The sequence below is a fragment of the Mycobacterium sp. Soil_C_30 genome (assembly GCF_057656995.1).
The window spans coordinates 114,223-136,260 of record NZ_JBDGJH010000018.1; the positions used below are offsets into that span (position 1 = coordinate 114,223).

The following is a 22,038-nucleotide window of genomic DNA, read 5'->3' on the forward strand; positions in this document are numbered from 1 at the left end:
ACAGCCCGTCGCTAGTCCTGCCGGGCGCCCACCGGGGCCAGCCGCCACTCACCGCTACCGAGCAGGGCCAGCTCCTGGTCGTGATGGCTGATCACGGTGCCGCGATGCGCAACGCTGACCAGGATCGTGTCGGGCAGGTCATCGCGCACCATCTGATACAGCATGGTCTCCAGGCCGACATCGAGCGCCGAGGTGGCCTCGTCGACGAACACCGCCTTCGGCTTGGTCAGCAGCACCCGCGCGAACGCCACCCGCTGCTGCTCGCCGGGGGAGAGCACCTTGGCCCAGTCCTGCTCCTCGCCGAGTCTGGCGGCCAGATGCGGCAGGGCCACCTTGTTCAACATGGCGGCCAGCTCGTCGTCGGGGATGTCGCCGCCGCGGCGGGGATAGGACAACACCTCCCGCAGATCGCCGAGCGGCACATACGGCATCTGCGACAGGAACATCGTCTCGTTGGTTCCGGTGGGGCAGCGCAATGTGCCACTGGTGAAGGGCCACAGCTGGGCGAGGCTGCGCAACAAAGTGGTCTTGCCGGTGCCGGACACGCCCGTGATGGCCAGGGTGTCCCCGGCCGTGAGCTCGAGATCAATGGGGTTGATCAGCTGGGTGCCGTCCGGTTTGCGCACCTCGACATCGGCCAGTTCGACCCGGTTTCCGGAGCTGGGCTCGACCGTCAGCGTCGGCAGTTCGCGACCTTCGTCATTGGCGACCACCAAGCCGTGCAGACGGATGATCGCCGCGCGGTAGCCGGCGAAGTCGTCGTAGGCGTTACGGAAGAACGACAGGCCCGTTGTGAGTGCACGGAACGAGCTTGCAGTTTGATACAGCGCACCGAGGGCGATCTCTCCGTCATAGAACCGCTTGAACTGAACCAGCAGCGGTATGAGCTCCTGCGCCTGGGTGATGGAGACGTTCCAGCCGTAGAACCCCGTCATTCGGTTGACGTACTTCTTGTAGTTCGTGACAACGGGCGCAAACCTCCGCCGCAACCCCGTGCGCTCGGCAAACTCACCGCGGTAGAACGCCACCGCTTCGGACGCATCCCGTAAACGGACCAAGGCGTAGCGGAAGACGGCGTTGAACTTCTCGTTGTCGAACGACAACCGGATGATCGGCCGACCGATCCAGAACGAGACGACTGTCGCGAACACGATGTATGCGATGCCGATCCAGAAGATCGCCTTCGGCAGCGTGTATCCGACGAGTGGCAAGGTCACCGGTCCGGACAGGTTCCACAGGATGGCGGTGAACGAGATCATCGACGCGATCGAGGAGACGGCGCCGAACAGCAGCGTGGTCTCCGACGTGTTGTTCGGCTTGTTCGGTTGAGAGTTGACGCCGGCGGTGAAGATGTCGATATCGGCCTGAATACGCTGATCCGGGTTGTCGATGGTGTCGTCGATGAAGCGCGCCCGGTAATAGGCCTTGCCGTCGAGCCAGTTGTCGGTGAGCTGTCCGGTGAGCCAGGCTCGCCACCGCAGCATGAACCGTTGGGCCAGGTAGAGATCGAGCATGGTCTGTGCAACCGAGATTGTCGCCAGCACCGCAAAGGCCCAGAACGACAACCAGAAGCCGCTGCCACCAGACTGTCGCACCGCTTCGTCTCCGGAGCCCAACCCGGCGGCGATGACCTGGAAGCTCGTCGTTTGATCGCTGCCCACGTAGCTGAACAGCACCGACAGTCGAACACTGACCATCACCGACAGCAGTAGGCCCGCGAGCCACACCCAGACGATCACACTGTCGCGGCCGACGAAATAGCCGCGGGTGACCCGCCAGAACTGCTTACCCCACTCGGTGAACTTGACGATCAGGAACAAGCCGGCGAGGGTGGCCACGGCCGCGATCGCCCACGCTCGTGCGATCCACCACAGCGACGCCCACAGCTCGTTGCTCCAGTCCAGCGTCGGGACGAACATCTCCACCGGGGCAAAGTACCGCGTCAGACCCCGGTGCGTCGGGAACCGCTAGCCAGAGTTCGCGAGTTGATCCAGCCGCCACTCGCCACCGCCGAGCAGGCGCAGCTCCTGCTCGTGATGCTGTTCGACGCTGGGGCGATGGCTCACGCTGACCATGATCAGATCCGGAAGCTCCTGGCGCAGGGTCGAATACATCACATACTCCATGCCCTCATCCAGCGCCGAGGTGGCCTCGTCGAGGAACACCGCTTTCGGCTTGGTCAGCAGCACCCGCGCGAACGCGATGCGTTGCTGCTCACCCGGGGAAAGCACCTTCACCCAGTCGCGTACCTCACCGAGTCGGTGTGTCAGGTGTGGCAGCTGGACCTTGACCAGTGCGCGCTGCAGTTCGGCGTCGGGGATCTCACCGGGGCAGGAGGGGTAGGAGACCACCGCATGCAGATCGCCCAGGGGTATGTACGGCACCTGCGAGAGGAACATGGTCTGGTTCGCCCCGCCCGGGCGGCGCAGGGTGCCGGTGGTGAACGGCCACAACTGGCCCAGACAGCGCAGCAGGGTCGTCTTTCCCGATCCGGACACACCGGTGACCACCAGCCCCTGGCCCGGCTCCAGGCGCAGATCGACCGGGCGGATCAGGATGTCTCCGGTGGGGGTGCGGACCTCCACGTTGTCCAACTCCACCGCGCCGTCGGTGGTGTCGGCGGTGGTGAGCTCGGGCAGGTGCCGGGCCTGCTCGTTGGACTGCACCAGCCCGTCGAGGCGGATGATGGCGGCCTGGAAGCTGGCGAACTGGTCGTAGGCGTTGCGGAAGAACGACAGCCCGTCGAGAATCGCCCCGGTGGCGCTACCGGACTGGGTGACATCGCCGTAGGTGATCTCCCCGTCGAACATCCGGGGCGCCTGGACCACCAGTGACAGCGGCACCGCGGCCTGGCTGGCTGACAGGTTCCAGCCGGTGAACCCGATGGTGCGGCGCACGTAGTGGCGGTAGTTGTCGATCACCCCGGCGAACCGGCCGTGCAGCTGGACGCGCTCGGCGCGCTCGCCACGGTAGAACCCGACGGACTCGGCCATGTCCCGCAGCCGCACCAGCGCGTAGCGGAACGCCGCATTGCGGGCCTCGTTGATGAAGCTCAGCCGGATCAGGGGCCGGCCGATCCAGAACGCCACGGCGGTGGCGACCAGAACGTAGGCGATGGCGATCCAGAACAGCGCCTTGGGAATGGTGATGCCGAGCAGTTCGACCGGCCCGGCCAGTCCCCACAGGATCGGCCCGAAGGAGGCAACCGACAGGATCGAGCTGATGGCGCCGAACAGCAGTACCGAGCCGGTGCCGTATTGCGGGACGTTGGGCGTGGTACCCACCCCGGTGGTGAAGATGTCGATGTCCTGCTGGATGCGCTGGTCCGGGTTGTCGATGGTCTCGTCGATGAAGCGGCAGCGGTAATAGGAGCGGTGGTCCAGCCAGTCGCCGGTGAGCCGATCCGTCAGCCAGACCCGCCAGCGGATGATGAAGCGCTGCATCAGGTAGATGTCGAGCATGGTGCGCACCACGTGGACAGTGGCCAGCAGGACGAACATCTTCATCGCCGTCCAGAAGCCGTCCTGCCCGGACTGCCTGGCCGCCTCGTCCTCGCCCTGGAACGCCACCTGTAGCGCCGTGGTCTGGTCGTTGTAGAAGTAGCTCAACAGCACATCGAGGCGCACCGAGGCGACCACCGACAGCAGCAGAACGGCGAACAGGCCCCACACCGGCAGGCTCTGGCGGCCCTTGAAGTAGGCACCGGTGACTCGCCAGAACTGCCGTCCCCAGGTGGTGAACCGCAGTAGCGCGGCCACGATGGCCAGCGATACCGCTGCCGTCACCGCGAACACCCACGTGATCCACCACAGCGATTCGCCGATCTGGCTGCTCCAGTCGATCGACTGCTCGAACATATGACTCCCGGGTGCTGGGGCGTCACCCGACGCCGACCGACTTGGGCAAGCTACCCCAGCGGAGGCCGTTCGGCGCGAATCGGGCTCAGGCGAACGTCGCTTGCAGGTGCTGCACCAGGGTGTCGCAGAGATCGTCCGCGGTGACGGCGCGGGCAGCCAATCCGAGATAACCGTCGGGGCGGACGACGTACACCGAGACGTCCTTGGCGACATAGGAGTGGGCGAACTCCCCGTCGGTGTCGTGGATCACGGGCAGGACGGTGCCGGTGACGTCGGCGTCGGGATCGGCGACGATGTAGACCTGCGCGCGCTCGTGGGCGGCGGCGACGGCGGCGCCTGCCGCCGCTTCCAGCGCCGCCACCTCGGCGGTGCCGGCTCCGGCGTACAGCAGCACCGTGTGGTCGCGGCGGTTGAGCAGGCTGAACAACCGGAACGGTTCGGTCACCGCGTCGCGCCGCAATCCGGTGGCGTCCGGTGCCCGTTCACCGGCGCCGTCGGCGACCAGGGGACTGCCGGCATAGGAGATCAACAGCTGCGCTTCCCGGCGCATGACGTAGCTGGGATCGGCTGCGTCCGAAACGATTCCGGAGCGCGCGCTGCGCACGGTGCGTCCCACCACGTCTTCGCCCACCGGCCGTCGTTCGGCGTCATAACTCGCCAGCAGGCCGTCGGCCGCTTCGCCGCGGACCGCCAGCGCGAGCTTCCATGCCAGGTTGTGCGCGTCCTGGATGCCGGTGTTCATCCCCTGCGCGCCGGTGGGTGGGTGGATGTGGGCGGCATCCCCGGCCAGGAACACCCGACCCGTGCCGTAGGTGTCGACGATGCGATGGCTGATCCGGAAGACCGATGACCACCGCAGGTTGCGGGCCGTCACCGGCTCGGGCGACAACCGTTCGAGCACCTTCTGGATGTCGTCGAGTTGCGGCGCGCGAGAACCCTCGAAGCCGTGGGCCACCCCGTCGGCGGGTGCGGTCGACAGGTCCGGGGGCACCAGCATCGACATCCGGTACCGGCCGCGGCCCGGCAGTGGGATGCACACCAGAAGGTCGTCGGTGACACCGTCGGTCTGGTGCATCGAGCGCAACGCGACACCGCGCGGCAGCGACCAGTCCACCTCGACATCGCCGAGCATGTACTGCTCCTCGAACGCCGCGCCCTCGAAGCTGCACCCCAAGGCCTTGCGCACCGCACTGTGGGCGCCGTCGGCGCCGATCAGGTAGCGGGCACGCACCGTGGATTCCTCGCCACCGGAGACGGCGACCGTCACACCGGCGTCGTCCTGCTCGAAACCGGTGACGCGCAACCCCCGCTGCACCGCGACACCGCGACGGGCCAGTTCGTCACGTAACACCCGCTCGGTGGCGTACTGCGGAATACAGATGAAACCGAACGGCACATCCGGGGGCAAGACGAGTTCGAGTTCGGCGACCCTGTTGCCGTTGACGTAGACCACTTGACCGCGCATCGGGATGGACTCGTCGAGAATGGCGTTCACGACGCCCATGCCCTCGAACACCTCGAGCGTTCGGGGTTGCACGCCAACAGCTTTCGCGTACTGAGGCGGTTCGGTCAACGGATCGAGGATGCGGCAGCCGATCCCGCGGCGGTTCAGTTCGATCGCCGCGGTGAGGCCGATCGGCCCCGCGCCGGCGATCAGGACATCGGTGTCGGGGGTCTGCGCCACAGCGCAATTATGCCCGCGCAGGCCCGTTACGCTGGGCTTTCATGGACAACGCCGGCCGCCTGATCGCCCGCCCGCGGTGGTCAACACCTTGACCGACCCCGCGGTGGCCTGTCCGCGCCGCTCCAAGCCGGCCTGATTCGCCGAAATCGGTGACCGGCTGGGTTCGGCTGGTGATGCTGGAACCGTGCACCTGAGATTCCACGACGGTGACGCCGACTTCGCAGCGGTGGCCGCGCCCGTGTACCGCCGCGATCCGGTGCTGCACACCGTCGAGTTGACGTTTTTGCGGGGTGGTCCGTTGCCGGGAGACAGCGCGCCGCTGCTGGTGACGGTATGGGACGGCGGCCGGTTGGTGGGTGCGGGTATGCGCACCCCGCCGTATCCGTTGCTGTGCAGTGGCCTTCCTGTCGACGCGATACCCGCCGTGGTCGACGGGTTGCGCGGCGCGGGTGTCGCGGTCCCCGGCGTGCGTGGATTACGAAGCACAGCAGAGGCTTTCGCGCAGCGCTGGGCCGCGGTGGTCGGGTGTGCGGTCGGTGTCGACACCGAGGAACGGCTGTACCGGCTGGGTGCACTGCAGCCCCCGACCGGTGTGCCCGGGGCGGCTCGGCTGGCCGGCAACGCGGACACCGCGCTGCTGATCGACTGGCAGTGCGCGTTCGCCGGCGAGGCCTTCGGACACGAGCCGGACCAGGCTCTGGCGCGCGCTGCGTTGGTGTCTGCCGATTCCCACGGTGACGCGCACTGGTTGTGGACGCTGCACGGTGTTCCCGTGGGTATGGCCGGCGTGCGTGCACCGGCGGCCGGCGTTTCCCGGGTGGGTCCGGTGTACACCCCGCCGGAGCAGCGCGGCCACGGCTACGGCTCGGCGGTCACCGCCGCGGCGTGCCGGTGGGCGGCGGGGGTAGGCGCCGGCGACATCGTGCTGTTCGCCGATCTCGCCAATCCGGTGTCGAACCGCATCTATCAGCGCATCGGTTTCGCGCCGGTGGCCGACACCGTGCACCTTCGTTTTACGGGCTGACACGACGCCGCCGAGCGCACCGATTTGTCCGTGAAACCCGGGGTGTCGACGGACAGACACGCGCGCTCGGCGTGGTTGATCGGCCGCGTACGGTTGTCCTGTGGCACGCACCTCCTCGAAGACCAAACCCGGCGACAAGAAGCCCGGCAAGATCAGCGGCCGGTTCTGGAAGATGCTGGGTGCCAGCGCGGACAAGAACCAGGTCAAGTCCATGTCCGAGGTCCACGACTCGGCTGCCTTCGACGCCAAGGCCGCCGAACTGGACGACGAACAGCTGCGCAAAGCAGCCAAGCTGCTCGACCTGACGGCGCTCGCCGAGGCCGCCGACATCCCGCAGTTCCTGGCCATCGCCCGTGAGGCCGCCGACCGGGCCACCGGCCTGCGCCCGTTCGACGTCCAGTTGCAGGGTGCGCTGCGCATGCTGGCCGGCGACGTGGTGGAAATGGCCACCGGTGAAGGCAAGACGCTGGCCGGTGCGATCGCCGCGGCCGGTTACGCCCTCGGCGGCCGCCGCGTCCACGTCATCTCCGTCAACGACTACCTGGCCCGCCGTGACGCCGAGTGGATGGGACCGCTGCTGGAGGCGATGGGCCTGACCGTCGGGTGGATCACCGGTGACTCCACCGCCGAAGAACGCCGCGCCGCCTATCAGTGCGACGTCACCTACGCCTCGGTCAACGAGATCGGCTTCGACGTGCTGCGCGACCAGCTGGTCACCGACGTCGCCGACCTGGTGTCGCCGAACCCCGATGTGGCACTGATCGACGAAGCCGACTCCGTCCTCGTCGACGAGGCGCTGGTGCCGCTGGTGCTGGCCGGCACCACCCACCGCGAGACGCCGCGGCTGGAGATCGTCGAGTTGATCGGCAACCTGGTGCCCGGCACCGATTACGCCGCCGATGCCGACCGGCGCAACATCCACCTCACCGAAGACGGGGCGCAGAAGGTCGAAAAAGCCCTCGGGGGGATCGATCTCTACTCCGAGGAACACGTCGCCACCACGCTGACCGAGGTCAACGTCGCCCTGCATGCCCATGTGCTGCTGCAGCGCGACGTGCACTACATCGTCCGCGACGGCGCCGTGCACCTGATCAACGCCTCGCGCGGCCGCATCGCGCAGCTGCAGCGCTGGCCCGACGGTCTGCAGGCCGCGGTCGAGGCCAAGGAGGGCATCGAGGCCACCGAGACCGGTGAAGTGCTCGACAACATCACCGTGCAGGCCCTGATCAACCGGTATCCGACCGTCTGCGGCATGACCGGTACCGCCCTGGCCGCCGGTGAGCAGCTGCGCCAGTTCTACAAGCTCGGGGTGTCGCCGATCGAGCAGAACACCCCCAACATCCGCGAAGACGAAGAGGACCGCGTCTACATCACCGCTGCGGCCAAGATGGACGCGGTGATCGAGCACATCCAGGAGGTGCACGCCACCGGCCGGCCGGTGCTCGTCGGCACCCACGATGTCGCCGAATCCGAGGAACTGCACGAGCGGCTGGTGAGACGGAAGGTGCCCGCCGTCGTCCTCAACGCCAAGAACGACGCCGAGGAAGCCGCCGTCATCGCCGAGGCCGGCGCACTGGGTGTCGTCACCGTCTCCACCCAGATGGCCGGTCGCGGTACCGACATCCGGCTGGGCGGCTCGGACGAAAAGACCCACGATGAAGTGGTGGAGCTCGGCGGCCTGCACGTCGTCGGCACCGGCAGGCACAACACCGAGCGCCTGGACAACCAGCTGCGTGGCCGCGCCGGCCGCCAGGGCGATCCGGGTTCGTCGGTGTTCTTCGCCAGCTGGGAGGACGAGGTGGTGGTATCCCACCTCGATGCCGACAAGCTGCCCAACGAGACCGACGACGACGGCCGCATCGTCAGCCCGAAGGCAGCCAGCCTGCTCGACCACGCGCAGCGCATCGCCGAGGGGCGACTGCTCGATGTGCATGCCAACACCTGGCGCTACAACCATCTGATCGCCCAGCAGCGCGCCATCATCGTCGACCGCCGCAACACCCTGCTGTCGACGCCGACCGCGCTCGAGGAACTCAAGGAACTGGCTCCGGAGCGCTACGCAGAACTACGCGAAACCGTCTCCGAGGACGAGCTGGAGCGCATCTGCCGGCTGATCATGCTCTACCATCTGGACCGTGGCTGGGCCGACCACCAGGCCTTCCTGTCGGATATCCGGGAGAGCATCCACCTGCGCGCCCTGGGCCGGCAGAACCCGCTCGACGAGTTCCACCGGATGGCCGTCGACGCCTTCACCTCGCTGGCCGCGGACGCGGTGGAAGCCGCCCAGCAGACCTTCGAGACCGCCGACGTGCTCAGCGACGAGCCCGGCCTGGACCTGTCCAAACTGGCGCGCCCGACGTCGACCTGGACCTACATGGTCCACGACAACCCGCTCAACGACGACACGCTGTCGGCCCTGAGCCTGCCGGGCATCTTCCGCTGACGATGGCCCACCTTCCCAGCTGGGCTCGTCCCTCACCCCGCATCGGCGGCGGACGGTAGGTTTACTGCCTATGACGCCTGCACCGGGGGGCACGCGTGACCGGGTACTGACCGTGCCCAACGTGCTGTCCGCTGTGCGCCTGATCCTGATCCCGGTGTTCGTCTACCTGCTGCTGGGCGCCCACAGCCAGGTCGCGTACGTATGGGCCGTCGGCATCCTGGTATTCAGCGGTGCCTCCGATTGGCTCGACGGCAAGATCGCCCGCAGTTTCAAAGACCAGTCCTCGCGGCTGGGGGAGTTGCTGGACCCGGCCGTCGACCGGCTGTACATGATCGCCGTGCCCATCTCGTTCGGCCTGGCCGGCATCGTGCCGTGGTGGGTGATCGCGATCCTGATCGTCCGCGACGGGCTGCTGGCGGCGATGTTGCCGGTGCTGCGCAGCCGCGGGCTGACCGCGCTGCCGGTCACCTACATCGGCAAGGCGGCGACGTTCGCGTTGATGTCCGGCTTCCCGCTGATTTTGTTCGGGGCAGGGGTTGCCACCGAAACAGCACTGTGGGGCGAAGTGATCGGAGCCTGCGGCTGGGGGTTCTTGATCTGGGGCGTCTACATGTATGTCTGGGCGTTCGTGCTGTACCTCATCCAGCTGACGCTGGTGGTGCGCCGGCTCCCCAAGGTGACATCGTGACCGACCCCGACCGCACGCTCGGCGGTTACAACCCGGTGGCCGGGCTCAACACACACCGGGAGAATCCGGTGCAGAAGCTGCCGGTGCCGTCGCTGCTGCGTTCCCTGCTCTCCGAGCATCTGGACCCCGGTTATGCGGCGGCCGCCAAAGCCCGGGCCGAAGCCGAGCGCCCGCCCCCTCGCGCCAGGCGCTGGCTCTGGCAGGCCCTGGCCGCGATGTTGATCGCCACGGTGTTCGCCATCGCCGCCGCACAGGCCCGCTCCACCGCGCCGGGGGTCAGCGAAGCCCAGCACGTGTTGGCGGGCAGTGTGCGCTCGGCGGAGGGCACCACCGACGACCTCGCCGCCCGTCGCGACACCCTGGCGGCGGAGGTCGACGACGTGCAGCGCCGCCGACTGGCCGACGACGCGGAAGGCCAGCAACTGCTCACCAGGCTGGACGAACTGAACCTGCCGGCGGGCACCACTCCGATGATCGGGCCCGGTATCACCGTCACGGTCACCGACCCCGGGGTGGGTCGCGATCTCACCGACGTCTCCAAGCAACGGGTTCCCGGGAGCCAGCAGGTGATCCTCGACCGTGACCTGCAGTTGGTGGTGAACTCGCTGTGGGCCTCCGGCGCCGAGGCCATTGCCGTCGACGGAGTGCGGGTGGGGCCCAATGTCACCATCCGGCAGGCGGGCGGCGCCGTCCTGGTCGACAATCACCCCATCAGCAGCCCGTACGAGATCGTCGCCCTCGGACCGCAGAATGGCCTGCGAGACGGGTTCGACCGCAGTCCAGGCCTGATGCGGCTGCGGCTGCTCGAGATCTCCTACGGAGTCGGTGTGACGGTCAGTGCGGGGGAAGGTCTAACAGTGCCGACCGGCGCTGCCCGGGACATCAAATTCGCCCAGCAGATTGGCCCCTGACCATGCGATCTTGGGAGATTCTCACGTGATCGGGATCGCCGCGCTCGTCGTCGGCATCGTGCTCGGTTTGGTGTTCCAGCCGAGTGTGCCGGAGCTGATCCAGCCGTACCTGCCGATCGCCGTGGTGGCGGCGCTCGACGCGGTCTTCGGCGGTCTGCGTGCCTATCTGGAGAACATCTTCGACGCCAAGGTTTTTGTGGTGTCCTTCGTCTTCAACGTGTTGGTGGCCGCCTTGATCGTCTACGTCGGCGACCAACTCGGCGTCGGCACCCAGCTGTCCACGGCGATCATCGTGGTGCTCGGAATCCGCATCTTCGGCAACGCGGCCGCCCTGCGCCGCAGACTGTTCGGCGCCTGACGATGGCCGACGAGACCCAGCGGGGCGCGAACCACCACGGCCGGCACGAATTCCCCGCCGGCACCGAGCCGGCACGCAAACGCACCCGCTCGCAGCTCGTGTTCGGCGTGCTGGCGGTGCTGCTGTGCCTGGTCCTCGGTGTGGCGATCGCCACACAGGTGCGCCAGACCGAAACCGGCGATTCGCTCGAATCGGCCCGGCCCGCCGACCTGCTGGTGCTGCTGGATTCGCTGCAACAGCGTGAGGCGGCACTCAACACCGAAGTCGCCGAACTGCAGCGCACGCTGGCCTCGCTGCAGGCGTCGGGAAGCTCCGATCAGGCCGCCATCGACAATGCCCGGGCCCGGCTGGCCGCGTTGTCGATCTTGATCGGCACCGTGGGCGCCACCGGTCCCGGAGTGATGGTCACCATCGACGACCCGGCCTCCGGCGTGGCGCCCGAAACGATGCTCGACGTGATCAACGAGCTACGCGCCGCGGGGGCCGAAGCAATGGAGATCCGCGCGGCCGACAAGGCGGTGCGGGTGGGCGTGGACACCTGGGTGGTCGGCACGCCCGGCGCCCTCGCCGTCGACGGGCAGGTGTTGGCGCCGCCCTATTCGGTTCTGGCGATCGGTGATCCGCCGACGTTGGCGGCGGCCATGAACATCCCCGGCGGCGCCGTCGACAGCGTCGAACGGGTGGGCGGCAGCATGACGATTCAGCAGTCCGAGCGCGTTGACGTGACCGCCTTGCGGCAACCGAAACCGCGCCAATACGCTCAGCCAGTCAAATGAGCCCGTACAAGTCGGCCGACAAACACAGGGAGCGAGAACCGACGTGAGCGAGATCCCCGCCGATCTGCAGTACACCGCCGAGCACGAGTGGGTCCGCCGCACCGGTGACGACACCGTCCGCGTCGGTATCACCGACTACGCGCAGTCGGCGCTGGGTGATGTGGTGTTCGTCCAGCTGCCCGAGGTGGGTGCCGAACTGACGTCCGGCGACGCGTTCGGCGAGGTGGAATCCACCAAGTCCGTCTCCGATCTGTTCGCCCCGCTGACCGCGAAAGTGGTTGCCGTCAACGAGGATCTGGAAGGCAGCCCTGACCTGGTGAACTCCGATCCGTACGGCGCAGGCTGGCTGCTCGAACTGCAGGCCGCACCCGGCGAGCTGGAGGCCGGTTTCGGGGCTCTTCTCGACGCAGAGGCGTACCGCGCCACACTCACCGAGTGAGGTGTTGTTAGGGTGCCTGCCAGCCGTGTTTCCTGCCGTGGTGGGCACAATCATGCCGATGGCGCGGTAACGTCGACATCGCGGCGGTGGGCAGCACAGTCGACCGGCGTTTATCGCCACAAGCAGCCAGTGAGGAGCAGCGTGTGACGGACAAGGACAGCAACTCGGGGGCTGACCAAGTGTCTGATGAGGTGACAGTCGAGACGACGTCGGTCTTCCGGGCCGATTTCCTCAACGAACTGGATGCGCCTGCGGCCACTGGCAGCGAAGGTGCCGTATCGGGAGTCGAAGGGCTGCCGGTAGGTTCCGCGCTGCTGGTCGTCAAGCGTGGACCCAACGCGGGTTCGCGCTTCCTGCTGGATCAGGCCAGCACGTCTGCCGGGCGCCATCCCGATAGCGACATCTTTCTCGATGACGTGACCGTCAGCCGCCGCCATGCCGAGTTCCGGCTGGAGAACGGCGAGTTCCAGGTGGTCGACGTCGGCAGCCTCAACGGCACCTACGTCAACCGCGAGCCCGTCGACTCGGCGGTCCTGGCCAACGGCGACGAGGTGCAGATCGGCAAGTTCAGGCTCGTCTTCCTGACCGGGCCCAAGGGTGAAGACGGGGGACCCGGCAGCTAGTGACCGCACCCGATACTCCGGCATTCGCCGGGATGTCGATCGGCGCGGTGCTGGACTCGCTGCGGCCCGATTTCCCGGACGTCACCATCTCCAAGATCCGGTTCTTGGAAGCCGAGGGGCTGGTGACGCCTGGGCGAACGGCCTCGGGGTATCGAAGGTTCACGGCATACGACTGCGCGCGGCTGCGGTTCATCCTGACCGCGCAGCGCGACCAGTACCTGCCGCTGAAGGTCATCAAGGCGCAATTGGACGCTCAGCCCGACGGCGCACTCCCGGACAGCGGATCGCCGTACGGGGTGCCGCGGTTGGTGTCGGCCGCCGGCGCGGCCGAAGCCCCGGCCGCGGTGTCGCCGGCCAAGGTACGGCTGTCCCGGGAAGACGTGATCGAACAGTCCGGTCTGCCCGCGCATGACGCCGAGGAGATGCTGTCGGCATTGCTGAAGGCCGGCGTGATCAGTACGGGACGGGCCGGCTTCTTCGACGAGCATTCGGTGCCGATCCTGCAGTGCGCATGTGCGCTGGCCGACTACGGTGTGGAACCCCGCCACCTGCGGGCTTTCCGCTCGGCGGCCGACCGGCAGTCCGATTTGATCGCCCAGATCGCGGGGCCTCTGGTCAAAGCCGACAAGGCGGGCGCGCGTGATCGCGCCGACGACCTGGCCCGTGAGGTCGCGGCCCTGGCGATCACCTTGCACACGTCGTTGGTGAAGTCGGCTGTACGCGACGTTCTCAACCGCTGAGGGCTAGACTCCGTGGGACGGGTTGGTGCTCAGAATCAGGGTCGAAACCGGGTCCGGTAGAGGTTCCGAGACTGGCAGCGTCGGGCAGCAGAGCGGTGCGGAGGGCAGACACAAAATGGGTGAAGTGCGTGTGGTCGGCATTCGCGTCGAGCAGCCTCAGAACCAGCCGGTGCTGTTGCTGCGCGAGGCCAATGGTGACCGGTACCTTCCCATCTGGATCGGGCAGCCGGAAGCGGCCGCCATCGCCCTGGAACAGCAGGGCGTGGAGCCGCAGCGACCCATGACTCACGACCTGTTCCGTGATGTCATTGCCGCCCTCGGTCATTCACTCAAAGAGGTGCGGATCGTCGACCTGCAGGAAGGCACGTTCTACGCCGACCTGATCTTCGACCGCGACATCAAGGTCTCTGCGCGGCCGTCGGATTCGGTGGCCATCGCATTGCGGGTGGGTGTGCCGATCTACGTCGAGGAGGCGGTGCTCGCGGAGGCGGGCCTGCTCATCCCCGACGAGAACGACGAGGAGGCCACCGGCGCGGTGCGTGAGGATGAGGTCGAGAAGTTCAAAGAGTTCCTCGACAGCGTCTCGCCGGACGATTTCAAGGCCACGTGAGCCTCTCCGCGGGGCTTTTGCCCCGCGCGGGAATCGTTCCGACTGCGGACTGGTCACGGATGCGTCTCAACTGGTCGTTCGGGTTCGACACGCCCGGGAGAACATCGGAGGGACACGCGAACCGCGCCATACTGGGTCGCAACGACAGGCTCCCAGATGGCATCGGGGATCTGCCGGGAAGCGTATGCTCAGAGCACTCGTGCTCGGGCGATGCAGCCGGAAACGGCAGCTGACGACGAGACCGATCGGCGAGAGGAATCACACGTGGGCGAGCAGCCACGTCAGGAGCAGTTGGACTTGTTGGCTTCCGGGAAGACCTCCGGAGCCACCAACGACTCGGCGGGCCAGGAGCCGGTGGTCACCGAACCTGTGCAAGCCGGACTGTTCCCGGATGACTCGGTACCCGACGCACTGATCGGCTACCGCGGGCCCAGCGCCTGCCAGATCGCCGGTATCACCTACCGACAGCTCGACTACTGGGCCCGGACCTCCCTGGTTGTGCCGTCCATCCGCGGCGCCGCCGGGTCGGGCAGTCAGCGGCTGTACTCCTTCAAGGACATCCTGGTCCTCAAGATCGTCAAGCGACTGCTCGACACCGGTATCTCGCTGCACAACATCCGGGTGGCGGTGGATCACCTGCGCCAGCGCGGTGTGCAGGATCTGGCCAACATCACACTGTTCTCCGACGGCACCACCGTCTACGAGTGCACGTCCGCCGAAGAGGTGGTCGATCTGCTGCAGGGCGGCCAGGGCGTGTTCGGTATCGCCGTGTCCGGTGCCATGCGGGAACTCACCGGAGCCATCGCCGATTTCCCGGGCGAGCGGGCCGACGGCGGCGAGTCCATCGCCGCACCCGAGGACGAGCTGGCATCGCGGCGCAAGAGCCGCGACCGCAAGATCGGGTAACGCGGAGCGCATCACGAGAAGGGTCGCCACGGCGGCCCTTTTTTGTTGCCGCGGACAGGGCACCGGGAATGGCGTTGGACACAGTGCCGGCAGAGTGGCCCGCCGTGACACTGGTCACACTGCCGTCGTCTGGGCGGGTCGAGTGCACGATCGGGCAGCGTGCACGCGCGGCCACCACGGGCGATGCAGCCTGGGTGCGAGAACTCAAAACGATGTAGTCAACCGCAGCCACGTTTCGTTCGTGTCACGTCGAAGTATCCACTGCTGCAGTTAATTTCACGTTACGGAGCATCTGTTTGACAGATGCAGACGGTCGCTTTTGACTGTTTGACGCGGTGCAGCGGTACCTCGGAACCTTGACTCCATCGCGCTGGCGACGAAGCCAGCCTCGATGTCGAGCCGCAACCGAAACCTGTTGGCCGCGTGGAAGGAATAACGATGAAGTCACTACCCAAGGTGATCGCGATGTGTGGCCTGGCCGCGTCCCTCGCCCTGTCTTCTTGCTCCAGTACCAGCGAAAATACCTCGGGTACAACAGAACTCGTTCTGGCTGTGGAAACCAGCGCGGGCGACCCGCTGGCCGACATGTTGTTGGCGTTCGCCGACGAGGTGGAAAACGCGCTGGGAGACTCCGTAGCGGTCACGGTGCAGTCCGGTGGCGCGATCGGAGACGAGGAGGCGGTGCTGCAGGGGCTGCGCGCCGGGGCCATCGACATCGCCGCGGTCAGCGGTTCGGTGGCCAATCTGGATCCGACGTTCAGCATCATGGACATGCCGTTCCTGTTCACCGACCGGGACACGGTGGTGGAGTTCCTCGACGGCCCCTACGGTGACGAACTCAGCGAATCGCTGGTGCAGTCCGTCGGAGCCCGGGTGCTCGGCTTCGGCGAAAACGGCTTCCGGCACATCACCAACAACACTCGCCCGATCGTCACCTCGAACGACCTGGCCGGGCTGAAGATCCGGGTGCCGGGCAACCCGGCCAGGGTGGCGCTGTTCGAAGCCCTGGGTGCCGCTCCCACCCAGATCGACATCGGCGAAACCTATTTGGCTCTCGACCAGGGTGTGCTCGACGGCGAAGAGAACCCGCTGAAGGTCATCGACGCGTTCTCGTTCTATGAGAAACAGCGCTACCTCTCACTGACCGCGCACATCTACAGCCCGGTGTACCTGACCATCAACGAGGACAGCTGGCAGGGCCTGAGCCCCGAGGTCCAGCAGGGTCTGGAGAAAGCCGCGACCGCCGCCGCCGAAACCAGCCGCAACGCCGGCATCGAAGCCGACAACCAGCTACTGGGCAAGTTCGAAGGCGCCGGCGTACAGGTCAACGAGGCCGATATCGAGCAGCTCAGCAACACGGTGGCCGGGGTGCGGGAAGAGATCGCCGCCGAGATCCCCAACGGTTTCGCCGAGCGCGTCCTGGCCGAGTACACCAAGTGACCGCCGCACCACACCGGAACCGGCCGCTGCTCCCACTGGGCGCGCTGAACACTGCCACCCGAATCGGTCTGGTGTACATGGCCTCGAGCACCCTCATGGAAGCCGAGATGTATGCCATGGCAACACCGGCGGCGACCATCCACACCAGCAGAGTGACTCTGCCGAGCGTCACGGTGGACGGGATCGATGCGATGATGCGCTCGCCGGAACTGCGCACCGCTGTCGAACTGGTGGCCCAGGCGCCGCTGGACGTGCTGGTCTTCGGCGGCACCAGTGCGTCCTTCCTGCACGGTAGCGAATGGGACCGCATGCTCATCGGGCATCTCGAGCAGTGGAGCGGGCTCTCCGGACGGTGCACCACCACCTCGACCGCGAGCATCGCCGCGCTCGCGGCCGTCGGTGCAGGCCCGATCAGCCTGATCACCCCGTACCGGCAGGAAGTCATCGACCGGGCCACCCGGTTCTTCGGCGAGAACGGGCATCCGGTGGTCGCGAGCGTCGGACTCGGCATCACCAGTGACCACGAACTGGCGGAGGTTCCTCTGGAACAGGTCTATGACCTCGCGGTGGACACCGACACCGACGAGGCCAGTGCGGTGTTCATCAGTTGCACCAACTTCGCCAGCGTCGGTGCCATCGCCGCGCTGGAGGCCGAACTCGGCAAGCCGGTCATCAGCGCGGTACAGGCGTCGTTCTGGTACGCCCTCGAGATCGTTGGTGTCGACGCCGCCCGGCCCGGGTTCGGGACACTGGTCGACACCCGCGTGGGAGTCGACGGGTGACAGCCGACAAGCAGACCCACCCCCTTGCCGGGCCGGCCGACGTGGAGATGCAGTTGGACTCCACGTTCGGTGTCGATCCGAACCCCGGCAGCCAGAAGCTGATCGACCGGGTCCTGGAGGTGTTGTGCGCCGCGCTGCTGGCGGCGATCACACTGATCCTCTTCGCCAACGCCATGTTGCGGTTTGCCTTCAACTCCCCACTGGGCTGGACCGAAGAACTGGTCACCGGGTTGATGCTGTGGCTGACGATGCTCGGGTTCACCCTAGGTGTGCGCCGTCGCGAGTCGATCGAGATCCGGGCGTTCGTCGGGCGTTTGCCCGTCCGGGTGCAGGTGTGGCTGCGGTTGTGCACCGATCTGCTGACCGCGGCAGTGCTGCTGCACCTGGCCTGGTTCGCTTACCAGTACGTGACCAAGTTCGGTGGCGACCCGAGCCCGTACCTACGGTTGCCCAAGGGTTTCTTCCTCGCAGCGCTGCCGGTGGGTGCGACGGTGGCAGCCGTCATCGTGCTGTTCCAATTGCCGGGTTGCCGTGCGGCGATCCTGCGTCAGCTCGACGAGGAAGAATCGTGATCCTGACCCTGACCCTGGCGGTCATCGTCGGCCTTCTGCTGTTGGGCACGCCGCTGATCATCGCGATGGCCAGCGGCGTGGCGGTCTACGCCACACTGGGTGGCTCGTGGATGCTGCAGTACCCCCAGCAGGTCACCGACGGGATGAGCAGCTTCGTGCTGCTGGCGATGCCGTTGTTCATCCTCGCCGGCGTGGTGATGAACGCCGGTGGTGTCGCCGAGCGGGTGTTCGCTTTCGCGCGAGCCATTTTCGGTTCGCTGCCCGGAGGCCTTGCGCAGGTGGACGTGTCGACCAGCCTGTTCTTCGGTGGGATGGTCGGGACTTCGGTCGCCGACCTCGCGGGCACCGGATCGACGTTGATCCCGCAGATGAAGAAGCACGGATACCCCGGGCCTTACGCGGCAGCGGTGACGGCCTCGTCCTCGGGGATCGGACCGTTGATCCCACCGTCGTCGCCGATGATCCTCTACGCGGCGGCCACGGGCACCTCATTGGGTGCGCTGTTCCTGGCGGGCATCATCCCCGGCATCATCCTCACCGTCGTGCTGATGGTGGTGGTGGCGGTGCAGGCCCGACGCAACGGCTGGGGTGAGAAGATCCCGTTCAGCTGGCGCGAGGTCTGGCGCACCTTCCGTGGCGCGCTCCTGGCCTTCGGTGTGCCGCTGCTGGTGGTCATGGGACTGACCCTCGGTGTGTTCACACCCACCGAATCCGGCGCCTTCGCGGTGGTGTATGCCATCGTCGTCTCCGCCGTGGTGTTCCGCTCGCTGGGTGGGCGCCGGCTCTACCGGTGCCTGGTCGAAGCCGCGGTGCTGACCGGTGAGGTGATGCTCATCGTCGGGGTGTCCGTGGCTCTGGGAGCAGTGCTGGCGATGGCCGGTCTGCCAAAAGCGCTCACCGATTTCGCCACCGCCATCGTTCCCGGAGACGCCCAGCTCGGGTATGTCGTGGTGCTCACCGTGGTGGCGATCCTGGCCGGCATGTTGTTCGACCCCCTGATTCCGGTGATCATGCCGGTGATGCTGCCGACCATGCTGGCCGTCGGGATCGACCCGGTGTACTTCGGTGTCATCATCGTGCTCACCGTCATCGTGGGGCAGGTCACGCCGCCGGTGGCGATGTCATTGGTGGTGGCAGCCAAGATCGCCAAGGTCGACGCATGGCGGGTTTTGCGGGCCAACACCCCGTTCCTGCTGGCCACCATCGCGGTGCTGATCCTGGTGATCCTCGTGCCGTCGCTGGCCACCTGGCTGCCGTCGGTGCTGGGGGAGTGAGTCGTGACCGGTGTCGATCAACTCCGCGGTATCTCGCTGACCCAGCTGCGCTACTTCATCCGGGTCGCCGAGCGCGAGAGCATGACGCGGGCGGCCGAGGACCTGTTCGTCGCGCAGTCGGCGGTGTCCTCGGCCGTCGCGCACCTGGAGCGGGAACTCGGCGTCCAGCTGTTCATCCGGCGGCATGCCAAGGGGTTGATCCTCACTGCGTCCGGCAAGGAGCTGTTGTTGCGTGCACGCCAGACGCTGACCGCGCTGGCCGAGTCCCTGGAGTCGATAGCCGGTGACGCCCAGACGTTCTGGGGTCCCCTGCACGTGGTGTGCTTCAGTCCGATCGCGCCCTTCTACCTGCCGTCCATCCTGGCCGGGCTGAAAGCAGACCACCCAGCCTTGGAGATCCAGGTCACCGAAGCCGTCGCGGGCGAAGTAGGGGAGTACCTGGAATCCGGCCGGGCCGAGGTGGCCTTGACTTACGACCTTGCCCTCGGCGACGGGATCCAGCGTGACGTGCTGGCCGAGATCCGCCCTTACGCAGCACTTCCCGCTTCGCATCGGCTCGCCGGGGCCGCGAGCGTCCGGTTGGCCGATCTGGTGAACGAGCCGATGATTCTGGTCGATCTGCCCTACAGTCGCGACTATTTCACCGGTGTGTTCACCGAGCGCGGGATGCAGCCCAACGTGCAGTATCGGTCGAGCAGCTACGAGACGGTGCGCGCGATGGTCGCCATGGACCACGGTTACAGTTTGCTGCATCAACGTCCTGCCACCGACACCACCTATGCGGGCGGCCTGGTGCGGGCCGTGCCGATCGCTGACGAGGTGCGGCCACTGCGGGTGGTGGTGGCGGGCCTGCAGGCAGTGCGTATGAGCAAGCGGGCCAGTGTATTTGCTGAGCGCTGCCGTGCCGTCGTGGCGAGAGAACGCTGAAAGTCGGGCTTTGCGACGATCGCATTCTGCGATGCTCTGCATCGGATAATCCGATGGACAACAACGAATCTCACTGTTTGCTCCGGTAGCTCCGGACGGCTTGGATCGAGTCAGACCACTGACACGTATTGGAGGCCACGTGAGCGGCGCCGAGCCGATCCCCGGATACATCGAAACACCTTCGGGGCGAATGCACGTCGTCGTGACGCCGGAGTCGGACCGGGACAGCCCCTGTCTGGTGCTGCTGCACCAGACACCGCGCAGTTGGGACGAGTTCCGGGCGGTGGCCGAACAGATCGACGGTTACCGCATCGTGATGCCGGACCTTCCCGGCTACGGTGCATCGCAGGCGTTGCCGCTCAACACCATAGAAGCCACAGCTGCCGCGGTGCTGGAGATTCTCGACGCGCTCGCGGTGCCGTCGGCACATGTGGTGGGGCACCACTTCGGCGGACTGGTCGCCTATGACCTCGCGGTCTCGGCGCCGCATCGGGTGACCTCGCTGGTGTTGTCCTCCACCCCGTTCATCGACGACGCCGAGCGGACCAGGCGCCGGACGGCGCCGCCCTTCAATGCCATTGCCGCCCGGGACGACGGAGACCATCTGGCGCAGCTGTGGCGGCGTCGCCGGGAGTACTTGGCAGTGCCGGACCCTGGTGTCCAGGCACGGTATGTGCGGGATGTCCTGTCGCACGCCGATCCGGATCGTGGTCACGCCGCCGTCGCCGCGTACCGGTCCGAAGACGGCGTGGGCCGCTACCCGGGTCCGGTGCTGTGCCTGGCATCGGCCCGCGACCCGCGGGCATTCCCCCGTCGCGGTGCCATTCTCGCGGCGTTCCCGCAGGCCGCCGAACACGTCCTGGTTGACGGCGACATCGCCAGTCCTGAAACGTGCGCGGCCGAATTCGCCCGCGTCATCGTGGAGTTCCACCACAGTGTGGTGCCACGGTGATGCGCGCTGCCCTGCTGCGGGGTGCCGACGGCCCACGCTCGCTGAGCATCGCCGAGATCCCGGTCCCGCAACCGGGCCCCGAAGAGGTGCTGGTGGCCGTGGGCGCCGTCGGGGTCAACAACGCCGAGGTCCTGCAAACGCGGGGGATCATGCCGGCGCCGTCCGGCGGTGTCCCCGGCCTGGAGTGCGCCGGAACCGTGGTATGCGTCGGAGCCCGGGTGCAGACGGTCAAACCCGGCGACCGCGTCGCAGCGTTGACCCGGGCGGGGTCCTATGCCGAGTACGTGGCCGTGCCCGCGGGTGCGTGCGTCGTCGTACCCGACGATCTCGACCTGGCCGTCGCCGGCGCCTTCCTCGAAGCAGCGGCCACGGCGTGGTGGAACCTGGTGCACCGGGGGCGGATCCGGCGAGGGGAGCGCGTGCTGATCCACGGCGCCGCAGGCGGGGTCGGCTCGATGGCCGTACAGTTGGCCAGGGCGCTCGGTGCCGAGGTGATCGGAACAGCCCGGGGGCCGGTGAAGAGCGCGTTGTGCACCGAACTCGGTTGTCGCCGTGTGATCGACTACGGCTCCGAGGACGTCTTCGACGTGCTCCGGGAGATCGCACCCGGTGGCGTCGATCTGATCCTGGACAATCAGGGAGCCGCCGCGGTCGGCGACAATCTCGCGGCGCTGGCGCCGTTGGGCCGGCTCGTCATCGTCGGGGTGGCATCGGGAACCGACGCGGTGGTGGACCTGGCAGCCCTGATGTCCGGGGGGACGGAGATCTCCTCGTCGAGCCTGGGCCGGCTGTCCGACGACAGCCGAGCCGCGATATGTCGATCCGTGGAAGCCGAGGTATTGCCGTTGCTGAGGGCGGGAACGGTGACGCCCGTGCTGGACCAGACGTTCGATTTCGACCAGATAGTCTCTGCGCACCACAGATTCGCCGCGCCGGAACGGTCAGGCAAGGTCGTGGTCACCATGCCGGGTTACATCTCGAAATCCGATGCAACGCAGCATAATCAACTCTTTGCTTGATATGGCCACGGAA

The 22,038-nt window shown here is 67.0% G+C and carries 21 protein-coding genes; 18 read left to right on the forward strand and 3 right to left on the reverse strand.

Translation table 11 applies throughout. The features are described from left to right. Nucleotides 1-11: 11 nt before the first annotated feature. From AC3A6P_RS26860 to AC3A6P_RS26870, 3 genes are all read right to left on the reverse strand, one after another. Complete coding sequence (locus AC3A6P_RS26860; protein WP_487695135.1) at nucleotides 12-1,925, reverse strand: ABC transporter ATP-binding protein/permease; 1,914 nt, start codon at nucleotides 1,923-1,925, stop codon at nucleotides 12-14. 42 nt (nucleotides 1,926-1,967) lie between these two features. Further along, on the reverse strand, nucleotides 1,968-3,857 hold the full coding sequence (locus AC3A6P_RS26865; protein ID WP_487695137.1) for an ABC transporter ATP-binding protein/permease: 1,890 nt from the start codon (nucleotides 3,855-3,857) through the stop codon (nucleotides 1,968-1,970). An 85-nt stretch (nucleotides 3,858-3,942) separates the two neighbouring features. Then, nucleotides 3,943-5,541 carry an FAD-dependent monooxygenase gene (locus AC3A6P_RS26870; RefSeq protein ID WP_487695138.1) on the reverse strand — a complete coding sequence of 533 codons (1,599 nt, stop codon included), beginning with the start codon at nucleotides 5,539-5,541 and terminating at the stop codon, nucleotides 3,943-3,945. 184 nt (nucleotides 5,542-5,725) lie between these two features. Here AC3A6P_RS26870 and AC3A6P_RS26875 point away from each other — a divergent pair, with 184 nt between their 5' ends. From AC3A6P_RS26875 to AC3A6P_RS26960, 18 genes are all read left to right on the forward strand, one after another. Beyond that, a complete protein-coding gene (locus tag AC3A6P_RS26875) occupies nucleotides 5,726-6,565 on the forward strand; it encodes a GNAT family N-acetyltransferase (RefSeq protein WP_487695139.1) in 840 nt (279 codons plus the stop codon). Between the two features lie 100 nt (nucleotides 6,566-6,665). Continuing rightward, complete coding sequence (gene secA2, locus AC3A6P_RS26880) at nucleotides 6,666-9,008, forward strand: accessory Sec system translocase SecA2 (protein WP_487695141.1); 2,343 nt, start codon at nucleotides 6,666-6,668, stop codon at nucleotides 9,006-9,008. Between the two features lie 70 nt (nucleotides 9,009-9,078). After that, the gene (locus AC3A6P_RS26885; protein WP_487695142.1) at nucleotides 9,079-9,696 is read left to right on the forward strand and encodes a CDP-alcohol phosphatidyltransferase family protein; all 618 of its coding nucleotides are present in this window, start codon (nucleotides 9,079-9,081) and stop codon (nucleotides 9,694-9,696) included. Beyond that, nucleotides 9,693-10,607 carry a DUF881 domain-containing protein gene (locus AC3A6P_RS26890; RefSeq protein WP_487695143.1) on the forward strand — a complete coding sequence of 305 codons (915 nt, stop codon included), beginning with the start codon at nucleotides 9,693-9,695 and terminating at the stop codon, nucleotides 10,605-10,607. Before AC3A6P_RS26885 ends, AC3A6P_RS26890 begins: the two co-directional genes overlap by 4 nt. Nucleotides 10,608-10,632: 25 nt before the next feature. Beyond that, on the forward strand, nucleotides 10,633-10,965 hold the full coding sequence (locus AC3A6P_RS26895) for a small basic family protein (protein WP_487695190.1): 333 nt from the start codon (nucleotides 10,633-10,635) through the stop codon (nucleotides 10,963-10,965). Nucleotides 10,966-10,967: 2 nt separating this feature from the next. Further along, nucleotides 10,968-11,741, forward strand: a complete 774-nt coding sequence (locus AC3A6P_RS26900) for a DUF881 domain-containing protein (RefSeq protein WP_487695144.1) — start codon at nucleotides 10,968-10,970, stop codon at nucleotides 11,739-11,741. Between the two features lie 43 nt (nucleotides 11,742-11,784). After that, on the forward strand, nucleotides 11,785-12,180 hold the full coding sequence (gene gcvH / locus AC3A6P_RS26905) for a glycine cleavage system protein GcvH (protein ID WP_487695145.1): 396 nt from the start codon (nucleotides 11,785-11,787) through the stop codon (nucleotides 12,178-12,180). Between the two features lie 143 nt (nucleotides 12,181-12,323). Next, nucleotides 12,324-12,803, forward strand: a complete 480-nt coding sequence (garA, locus tag AC3A6P_RS26910) for a glycogen accumulation regulator GarA (RefSeq protein WP_487695146.1) — start codon at nucleotides 12,324-12,326, stop codon at nucleotides 12,801-12,803. Beyond that, nucleotides 12,803-13,543, forward strand: coding sequence for a transcriptional regulator FtsR (ftsR, locus tag AC3A6P_RS26915; protein ID WP_487695148.1), 741 nt, complete (start codon nucleotides 12,803-12,805; stop codon nucleotides 13,541-13,543). Before garA ends, ftsR begins: the two co-directional genes overlap by 1 nt. 115 nt (nucleotides 13,544-13,658) lie before the next feature. Beyond that, complete coding sequence (locus AC3A6P_RS26920) at nucleotides 13,659-14,153, forward strand: bifunctional nuclease family protein (RefSeq protein WP_487695150.1); 495 nt, start codon at nucleotides 13,659-13,661, stop codon at nucleotides 14,151-14,153. 264 nt (nucleotides 14,154-14,417) lie between these two features. After that, nucleotides 14,418-15,059, forward strand: a complete 642-nt coding sequence (locus AC3A6P_RS26925; protein WP_487695151.1) for a MerR family transcriptional regulator — start codon at nucleotides 14,418-14,420, stop codon at nucleotides 15,057-15,059. Nucleotides 15,060-15,611: 552 nt separating this feature from the next. Then, complete coding sequence (locus tag AC3A6P_RS26930) at nucleotides 15,612-16,499, forward strand: TRAP transporter substrate-binding protein (protein ID WP_487695152.1); 888 nt, start codon at nucleotides 15,612-15,614, stop codon at nucleotides 16,497-16,499. Next, nucleotides 16,496-17,281: a maleate cis-trans isomerase family protein gene (locus tag AC3A6P_RS26935; RefSeq protein WP_487695154.1), complete on the forward strand. Its 786-nt coding sequence runs from the start codon at nucleotides 16,496-16,498 to the stop codon at nucleotides 17,279-17,281. The genes AC3A6P_RS26930 and AC3A6P_RS26935 overlap by 4 nt, the downstream gene beginning before the upstream one ends. Further along, complete coding sequence (locus AC3A6P_RS26940) at nucleotides 17,278-17,853, forward strand: TRAP transporter small permease (protein WP_487695156.1); 576 nt, start codon at nucleotides 17,278-17,280, stop codon at nucleotides 17,851-17,853. The genes AC3A6P_RS26935 and AC3A6P_RS26940 overlap by 4 nt, the downstream gene beginning before the upstream one ends. Continuing rightward, nucleotides 17,850-19,127, forward strand: coding sequence for a TRAP transporter large permease (locus AC3A6P_RS26945; RefSeq protein ID WP_487695158.1), 1,278 nt, complete (start codon nucleotides 17,850-17,852; stop codon nucleotides 19,125-19,127). The genes AC3A6P_RS26940 and AC3A6P_RS26945 overlap by 4 nt, the downstream gene beginning before the upstream one ends. A gap of 3 nt (nucleotides 19,128-19,130) precedes the next feature. Further along, nucleotides 19,131-20,054: a LysR family transcriptional regulator gene (locus AC3A6P_RS26950; RefSeq protein ID WP_487695159.1), complete on the forward strand. Its 924-nt coding sequence runs from the start codon at nucleotides 19,131-19,133 to the stop codon at nucleotides 20,052-20,054. 139 nt (nucleotides 20,055-20,193) lie between these two features. Continuing rightward, nucleotides 20,194-21,006, forward strand: a complete 813-nt coding sequence (locus AC3A6P_RS26955; RefSeq protein WP_487695160.1) for an alpha/beta fold hydrolase — start codon at nucleotides 20,194-20,196, stop codon at nucleotides 21,004-21,006. After that, nucleotides 21,006-22,025 carry a zinc-binding dehydrogenase gene (locus tag AC3A6P_RS26960; RefSeq protein ID WP_487695161.1) on the forward strand — a complete coding sequence of 340 codons (1,020 nt, stop codon included), beginning with the start codon at nucleotides 21,006-21,008 and terminating at the stop codon, nucleotides 22,023-22,025. The genes AC3A6P_RS26955 and AC3A6P_RS26960 overlap by 1 nt, the downstream gene beginning before the upstream one ends. Nucleotides 22,026-22,038 lie beyond the last annotated feature (13 nt).

Bases quoted from the DNA above. Each gene is read 5' to 3' on its own strand.
- AC3A6P_RS26885 (WP_487695142.1), top strand. From the start codon at position 9,079: ATGACGCCTGCACCGGGGGGCACGCGTGACCGGGTACTGACCGTGCCC.
- AC3A6P_RS26865 (WP_487695137.1), bottom strand. From the start codon at position 3,857: ATGTTCGAGCAGTCGATCGACTGGAGCAGCCAGATCGGCGAATCGCTG.
- AC3A6P_RS26920 (WP_487695150.1), top strand. From the start codon at position 13,659: ATGGGTGAAGTGCGTGTGGTCGGCATTCGCGTCGAGCAGCCTCAGAAC.
- AC3A6P_RS26960 (WP_487695161.1), top strand. From the start codon at position 21,006: ATGCGCGCTGCCCTGCTGCGGGGTGCCGACGGCCCACGCTCGCTGAGC.
- AC3A6P_RS26900 (WP_487695144.1), top strand. From the start codon at position 10,968: ATGGCCGACGAGACCCAGCGGGGCGCGAACCACCACGGCCGGCACGAA.